This is a genomic window from Marinobacter sp. Hex_13 (assembly GCF_001566815.1).
Classification (GTDB): Bacteria; Pseudomonadota; Gammaproteobacteria; order Pseudomonadales; family Oleiphilaceae; genus Marinobacter; species Marinobacter salarius.
Window position 1 is genome coordinate 63714 of the sequence record NZ_LSMM01000024.1, and the last position, 7667, is coordinate 71380.

At 56.7% G+C, this 7667-nt stretch carries 8 protein-coding genes; 5 read left to right on the top strand and 3 right to left on the bottom strand.

All coding sequences use genetic code 11. The features are described from left to right. Positions 1-23: 23 nt before the first annotated feature. The 4 genes from AXW11_RS05455 to AXW11_RS05470 all read left to right on the top strand — a co-directional run bounded on the left by AXW11_RS05455 (position 24) and on the right by AXW11_RS05470 (position 4502). On the top strand, positions 24-1496 hold the full coding sequence (locus AXW11_RS05455; RefSeq protein ID WP_075194364.1) for an FAD-linked oxidase C-terminal domain-containing protein: 1473 nt from the start codon (positions 24-26) through the stop codon (positions 1494-1496). Further along, complete coding sequence (gene glcE / locus AXW11_RS05460; protein WP_091644236.1) at positions 1489-2553, top strand: glycolate oxidase subunit GlcE; 1065 nt, start codon at positions 1489-1491, stop codon at positions 2551-2553. Before AXW11_RS05455 ends, glcE begins: the two co-directional genes overlap by 8 nt. A gap of 196 nt (positions 2554-2749) precedes the next feature. Next, positions 2750-3958 carry a glycolate oxidase subunit GlcF gene (gene glcF, locus AXW11_RS05465; RefSeq protein WP_036208738.1) on the top strand — a complete coding sequence of 403 codons (1209 nt, stop codon included), beginning with the start codon at positions 2750-2752 and terminating at the stop codon, positions 3956-3958. Between the two features lie 94 nt (positions 3959-4052). Next, positions 4053-4502 (top strand): DUF4124 domain-containing protein, encoded by a 450-nt coding sequence (locus tag AXW11_RS05470; protein ID WP_036208741.1) that lies wholly within the window; start codon positions 4053-4055, stop codon positions 4500-4502. Positions 4503-4508: 6 nt separating this feature from the next. On the opposite strand, the gene AXW11_RS05475 is transcribed toward AXW11_RS05470, so the two are convergent. Beyond that, the gene (locus tag AXW11_RS05475; protein ID WP_091644233.1) at positions 4509-5480 is read right to left on the bottom strand and encodes a calcium/sodium antiporter; all 972 of its coding nucleotides are present in this window, start codon (positions 5478-5480) and stop codon (positions 4509-4511) included. A gap of 179 nt (positions 5481-5659) precedes the next feature. Here AXW11_RS05475 and AXW11_RS05480 point away from each other — a divergent pair, with 179 nt between their 5' ends. Further along, entirely contained in the window at positions 5660-6406 is a 747-nt protein-coding gene (locus tag AXW11_RS05480; RefSeq protein ID WP_091644230.1) for an NYN domain-containing protein, read from the top strand. Positions 6407-6420: 14 nt separating this feature from the next. Here the strand turns inward: AXW11_RS05480 and AXW11_RS05485 are convergent, their stop codons facing one another. Together AXW11_RS05485 and AXW11_RS05490 are read right to left on the bottom strand one after the other, a co-directional pair. Continuing rightward, complete coding sequence (locus tag AXW11_RS05485) at positions 6421-6795, bottom strand: hypothetical protein (RefSeq protein WP_091644228.1); 375 nt, start codon at positions 6793-6795, stop codon at positions 6421-6423. A 28-nt stretch (positions 6796-6823) separates the two neighbouring features. Beyond that, positions 6824-7405: a DUF6036 family nucleotidyltransferase gene (locus AXW11_RS05490; protein WP_091644225.1), complete on the bottom strand. Its 582-nt coding sequence runs from the start codon at positions 7403-7405 to the stop codon at positions 6824-6826. Positions 7406-7667 lie beyond the last annotated feature (262 nt).

Consider the following 7667-nt stretch of genomic DNA (forward strand, 5'->3'; position numbering starts at 1 on the left):
AGCCATGACTCCCAGAGAATGATATGAACAGCAAACCGAAAATCAGCGCAGCGGAGCTGGCGGAACAGTTCCGTGCGTTCATAGACCCGGACTTCGTCATTACCGATGACGAAACCATGAAGCCCTATGAATGCGACGGTATGTCGATGTACTGCGAGATGCCAATGCTCGTGGTGCTGCCGGAGACCGCCGAACAGGTGCAACGGGTGATGCGCATCTGCAACGAGCACGAAGTGCCGGTTGTGGCCCGTGGTGCCGGAACCGGCCTGAGTGCCGGTGCCATGCCGCACAAGGAAGGCGTGGTGTTGTCGCTGGCCAAGTTCAACCGCATCCTGGACATCGATCCGCTGGCGCGAACGGCCTTACTGCAACCGGGTGTGCGTAACCTGGCGATCAGCGAGGAGGTTGCCCAGTACGGTCTCTATTACGGGCCGGATCCTTCCTCCCAGATTGCCTGCACCATTGGTGGAAACGTGGCGGAAAACTCCGGCGGCGTGCATTGCTTGAAATACGGTTTGACCGTTCACAACATTCTCAGCGTGGAAATGATCACCGCCGAGGGAGACCGGGTGACCGTCGGCAACGACGCTCTGGACGCCTGTGGAATGGATCTGCTGGCGTTGATGACCGGCTCTGAAGGGTTGCTGGGCATCGTCACCAAAGTGAAAGTAAAACTGCTGCCGAAACCGGAGATAGCCCAGGTGGTGATGGCCGGCTTCGACAGTGTGCAGAAAGCCGGCGATGCCGTCGGCGGAATTATCTCCCATGGCATCATCCCCGGCGGCCTGGAAATGATGGATGGTCATGCGATTATCGCGGCTGACGATTTTGCCCAGGCAGGTTACCCGCGCGAGGCGAAAGCATTGCTTCTGTGCGAGGTGGACGGCACCGAGGAAGAAGTCCATGAACACATCGAACAGGCCGAGAATGTGTTCCGAAAACTGGGCGCTACCTCGGTCAAAACCTCCCAGAGCGAAGAGGAGAGGGCGCTGCTCTGGAAAGGCCGTAAATCGGCCTTCCCGGCAGTGGGTCGTATCTCGCCGGATTACTACTGCATGGACGGCACCATTCCGCGTCGGCATCTGGCGCACGTGTTGCTGGAAATGGAGAGAATGTCCGAAGAATTCGGCCTGCGGGTAGCCAACGTATTCCACGCCGGCGACGGCAACCTGCACCCGCTGATCCTGTTTGATGCCAACGTGCCCGGCGAATTTGAGCGCACTGAGGCCTTTGGCAGCAGCATTCTCAACCTTTGCGTGGAAGTGGGGGGCTGCATCACCGGTGAACACGGCGTGGGTGTGGAAAAAATCCGCCAGATGGCCGTGCAGTTCAACGACGAGGAACTGCAGCAGTTCCACGACGTCAAAGCGGCGTTCGACCCGGCTGGTATTCTCAACCCTGGCAAGGGCGTTCCCGCCCTGCGTTTCTGTCAGGAATACCGCTCGCTCGAGCACAAACAACACAAGCACGACACGGTGGACGCGGCGCATGGCTGATCTGTCTCAAAAGCTGCAGGAGCAGGTTCTCCAGGCCCGCAAGACGGGCCAGAAACTGAATATCGAAGGCGGTGGCACCAAGGCCTTCATGGGGCGGGCCGCCGACGCCGATGCAGGCTCTCTGAACATGGGCGAGCACACAGGCATCGTTGAATACCATCCTGTGGAACTGATATTGACCGCACGTGCCGGCACCACCCTTGCGGAAATCGAAGCCACCCTGGCCGAAGAAGGCCAGTGCCTGCACTTCGAACCGCCCAGGTTTGGTGATGGTTCCACGCTCGGTGGCACGCTCGCGTGCAACCTCTCCGGCCCCGCACGGCCCTGGTCCGGCTCGGTACGGGACCAGGTGCTGGGCATCCGCCTGCTCAACGGCAAAGGTGAACACCTGCGCTTTGGCGGCCAGGTAATGAAAAACGTGGCCGGCTACGACACCTCCCGGCTACAGGCCGGTGCCATGGGCACATTGGGTGCGATCACCGAGATCAGCCTCAAAGTCATGCCCAAACCGGCGATGTCTCTCACCCTGGTGCAGGACGTGGCGATGGACGAAGTCATTCACTACATGAACAGCCGCGCCAAAGAGCCCAAGCCCATCACCGGTGCTGCCTGGGTGGACGGCAAAGTCTATCTGCGCCTCGCTGGCGCCAAATCCGCCGTGGAGGCCACCGCCGAAAAGTGGTCCGGTGAAGTCATGGAGCAGGGTGACCAGTTCTGGCAACAGCTACAACACATGCAGCACGAATTCTTTGCCGGTGATGAACCGCTTTGGCGCTTCTCCGTCGGCTCCACCGCCGAAAACCCGGACCTCGACGGCCCCTGGCTGATCGACTGGGCTGGCTCCCAGCGCTGGTATCGGGGCGAAGCCGACATCGCCAAACTGGAAACCATGGCGCAACGCGCCGGCGGCCAGGTAAGCCTGTTCCGCGGCGGGGATCGCACCGATGAGGTAATGCACCACCAGCCGAGGGCGCTAAAAGAAATTCAGCAACGGCTGAAAAAGTCGTTTGATCCCGACGGTATTTTTAACCCGGGCCGACTTTATAGCTGGTTGTAACAATCAGCTCCGGTATCTCACAGGAAACTGAGCGGGCCTTCTGAGATGCCGGGGAAGTGAGTGGTGGCCCCTTTTCTGAAACTGTACGGAGCCATGGATGGCGGAGTCCAAGCGTCACATGGATGTGCCGAAGGAGCGTGTTTCAGAAAAGGGGTTACCGCTCACTTGTGCTCCAAATCAAAAAAGCAGGTAAACAATGCAAACCAATTTAGTCCAACAATTCGCCAACACCCCAGAAGGCCAGGAAGCCGAATCCATCCTGCGTGCCTGCGTACATTGCGGCTTCTGCACCGCCACCTGCCCAACGTACCAGGAACTGAACGACGAACGCGACGGCCCCCGCGGCCGCATCTACCTGATGAAAATGTTCCTGGAAGGCGAAGAAGTCACCGAAAAATCCCGTGAACACCTCGACCGCTGCCTCACCTGCCGCAGCTGTGAAACCACCTGTCCTTCCGGTGTGAAATACGGCCGCCTGGTCGACATCAGCCGAGGCCTGATGGAACAGGAAATGCCACGGCCACCCAAAGAGCGCTGGATACGCTGGTCGCTGGCCCGGGTACTTCCCAACCGTCGACTGTTCGGCTTCCTGCTACGCATGGGCCAACTGTTCCGCCCGGTACTGCCATCCGTATTGCGCACCAAAGTACCGCCCAGAAAAAAGGCCAGCCCCTGGCCGGCTGCCAGCCACGACCGCATTGTGCTGGCCCTTGCCGGTTGTGTTCAGCCCTCCGCCACGCCGAACACCAACGCCGCTGCCGCCCGGGTGCTCTACAAACTGGGTGTCACCATGGTGGAAGCTCCGGAAGCCGGATGCTGTGGCGCGGTGAACCATCACCTCTCGGAACATGATCAAGCCCTCAACGCCATGCGCCGCAACATCGACGCCTGGTGGCCCGCGATTGAAGCTGGCGCTGAGGCCATCATCATGACCGCTTCCGGTTGCGGGGCGATGGTTCAGGAGTACGGCCATCTGCTAAAGGATGACCCGATGTATGCCGCCAAGGCGCAGAAAGTCAGCGACATGACCATTGACCTAGGCGCTTTCCTGCTCAAACAGGACCTGGAAAAACTGAAGGTACCCCAGGGAGCCGGTAAGGTCGCTTTCCATTGCCCCTGCACCCTGCAGCACGCCATGCAGCAAAACGGCGTGGTAGATCAGGTATTGCGTAAGGCCGGCATTGATCTGGCTGAAACCAAGGAAAAACATCTGTGCTGCGGCTCTGCTGGTACCTACTCCATCCTCCAGCCCAAGCTCAGCCAGCGCCTGCTGAACAACAAGCTCAAGGCGCTGACTGTAGACAATCCTGACCGCATCGTCACCGCCAACATTGGCTGTCAGATGCATCTGGAAACCAAGGCTCAGGTGCCAGTTCAACACTGGATTGAGTTGCTGGATGCTTGATCTGTGGGCCAGCCGTCATACTGGCCCTCTCACTCGCACGCGGTTTTGTTTATAATGCCCGCGCCGACACACAAACCACAGGGAGTGGAAACCAATGCCATGGAGGCAGGCCGCAGTCTTTGTATTGCTCGTTATTCCCGCCATCTCATCAGCCCAAAAAATGTACACCTGGGTTGATGAACAGGGGGTTGCTCACTTTACTGACATAAAGCCCGGTGTACGCGAACACAAACGCGTTGAGCTGAGGACGCCCTCGCTGATTCCCATGCGGGAGAACATCACCCGGGGCAAGCGGGTGAGCACCATCAACCAGCAGGTGAATCGTAGCCTGGAAGCGGGCAACGGTGGCGGGCGAACGTTATCCGACAAACAGGAAGCCCGCGAGCGTGAGCGTAAGAACGCCCGCTGTAAGGAGTATCGGGAAAAGCTGGACCGCATCCAGAAGCAACTGCGGGCCGGGTACTCCAACGACCAGGGCAACCGCCTGCGGCGACAGCGCCGGGAAGTCAGCCAGAAACTCTCGCGGGAGTGCCTGCTTGGCTAGGCCCGGTCAGGACGTGAACGTGGTTGAGATCAGGTAGACGGTGTAGCCTACGAAACAGGCGAGCAGAAGCCCGCCCTCCAACCGGTTAATCCGTCCCGGCCCGCGAAAGCCATAGCCCAGTATAAACAGCGACAGAGTCAGCGCTGACATCACCGCGATATCCCGGTAGAACACCTCTGGTGCCACCGCCATCGGGCTGATGGTGCCGGCAATGCCCACAACCGCCAGGGTGTTGAACAGGTTCGAGCCGAGAATGTTGCCAAGGGCAATGTCATGCTCACCCTTGCGCGCCGCGATAACCGACGACGCCAGTTCAGGCAGGGAAGTTCCCACCGCCACAATGGTCAGCCCGATGATCAGGTCGCTTACGCCAAAGCCAAGCGCCAACTCAACGGCGCCCCAGACCAGAATCCGCGAGCTCACGATCAGCAGTAACAGGCCCGCAATCAGCCACAGCACCGCGTTGCGAAGTGGCATGGAGCGATGGCTCATTTCTTCCGCAACCTCCGTGCCCAGGGCATCGTTTTTCTGAGTCATACCCTGGCGGATGGACCAGGCCAGCAACAGGAAAAACACACCCAGTAGCACCAGCGCATCCACAAACGTCAGCTCGCCGTCCCACACCTGCCAGGCTGCCAGTGCCGTCACAGCGGCGAGTATAGGCAGCTCCTTGCGCATCACCTGCGAGTGAACCGCAATCGGGCTGATCAACGCCGTAATACCCAGGATCAGGGCGATGTTGGTGATGTTTGAGCCATAGGCGTTACCCAGTGCCAATCCCGGATTCCCCTGAGTGGCGGAAAGGGCAGACACCACCATCTCCGGCGCCGATGTACCAAAACCAACCACCACCATGCCGATCAACAGCGGTGGCATGCCAAAGTATCCGGCCGTGGCCGCAGAACCCTCAACAAACTTGCCGGCGCTCCACACCAGAACGGTGAGGCCGGTGGCGATAGCCAGAAACGAAAGAAGCATGGACGGTTCCCTGAAAAATGGCGCTGTTGGCAGTGGTGTTAATGATGTAAGTCATTCTGGTTTCAGAGAATATTAGACGCAAATATGAGCGTTGTTATCTCAGCAGTTATGCGGATGGAGCGGTAGAGGATAAAAGCAGGTATTCTCCCGTGTGTGGCAACAAGAAAGGAAGAATTACATTGAAGGATCTTGAGCAGCACAAGAAAATAGCCGTTCTGATCGATGCCGATAACGCCCAGTTGACCAAGCTGCCGCTGATAATCGAAGAGCTGTCTTCTCATGGCCACGTGGTTGTAAAGCGAGCGTATGGTGACTGGTCCATAGACAGCCTCAAAAACTGGAAAACCGTTCTGAACGAATTGGCAATTCAGCCCATCCAGCAATTCGCCTATACCAAAGGCAAGAACGCCACTGATGCATCGATGATTATTGATGCGATGGACCTACTTTACTCCTCCAAGTTTGACGCCTTTGCCCTGGTTTCCAGCGACAGCGACTTCACCAAACTGGCCTCCCGGCTCAGGGAATCCGAGATATACGTATTCGGATTCGGCGAGAAAAAGACACCGGTCTCATTCAGAAGCGCCTGTGACGATTTCCTGTTTACCGAGAACCTGGAGTACCCGGAAGAAATTGCGCCCGATGAGCCCGCCAAATCCGAAACTCCGAGGAAGAAACAGGAAAAGCTCCCCGAGGAAGTGGCACTGTTAAAACGGGCCTGGGAACAAACCCAGGACGACCAGGGATGGGCAACCTTCTCCGCTGCGGGCTCATTCCTCAAGCGCACACGCCCGGATTTTGACCCGAGAACTTATGGGGCAAAGAAGTTCTCTGATTTATTGGTAGAGAGGTCGGAGTATTTTACGGTGAAGAAAGGGGCCAATGGACAGGGGTATCGGGCTTACAAGCCCTTAGACCAAAAGTAGACAACCATGTGTAATCAGGCTGCCTCATCGTTGTGCTTCGCGAAATTACGTTTGAAATGCCTGGTTTGGAGCGGAAGTAAATCCTTCATGAATGGGCGCAAGTCATAGTCCAGGCCCCATTGTTTGGCGAGGGAATCAACCTTCAACTGGCTCTCCCGATGGGGGACATCAGCTCTAACTGAATAAGCAACTTCCTGGAGTTTGGCTTTCTGTTCGGCTGATAGGCAGTTGAAGCGTGAAAGCCGATCAAGCAGGTAGCCGGCAACGCGCTTGCTCTCAACGGAAAGCCCGGTCAACGATGGCAAATAACTCTTGTGCCAAAGCTCCAAGGCAGTTTGAACCACCTCTTGGGGCTTAGCATCAGATAAGCCTTTTTTGGAGAGTTCCAAGAATGCGCTCATGATCGATCAAAAAACGTCAGGGTTTGAAGGTGTTTATAACGTGCTCAATATGGCTTGTCAAAGTGCTGACATTACCGACATAGTATTTTGAAGCTTCGAGGGCTCGCTTCCTGAATTCCTCAATATCAAGGCCATGGGAAAAAAGGGTATGGATATCGTCGATGTCTTGGTCCCCATATCGGCCAAGCTTGGAAATAGCTAAGTCCACTTTCTGTACAACATAGACTTCGAGCGGCGAGCTGTTATCGTTTGGGTTCAATCGAATGGCTTCTTCCTGGTAGAGCTCGTGCAGCGGGGCCAGTGTCGGATTGAAGGTTTCGTCCAAGACAATTGAAGACGGGCCGGTATCTGGGTCGTCATAGAAGATGTCGTCCAGCTCCAGAACGAGCTCCCCGATTGAAACCTTCTTGGCGGCTTCCAACTCAACGTCCAAGTCACTACTGCCCCGAGCCTTGGTGTGTAAATGCAAAGCGCAGCCGCCGAAAATATAGGCTCGACAAGTCCCGGGAGGGTTTCCTTTCTCAGCCAAGAGATATGAGAGGTTTTCTACCAGTTCCAGTACGGCCTTTCCCATCGGGGTGTCGGTGTAGAGCGTCACGGAATATATCCTTAATCGTTTGTTCAACGGAAACCATTCTACCCGCAATGCAGGAGATTCATTACTGGCGCAATACCCGATAGTTTACGAAAGACTCTTAGAGTGTGGGTGGAAAGCAATGCGCGACATTTTGGTGCTTATTCCATTGATTTGTGAAGGGGTTCTACCCCGTTTCCACGGACGGTTTTAAAACGGCTGACAGCTTCTGATCCTGAGCGGCAACTCTACGTCGCATCCTGGGATTATGGAACCGCTCAATGTA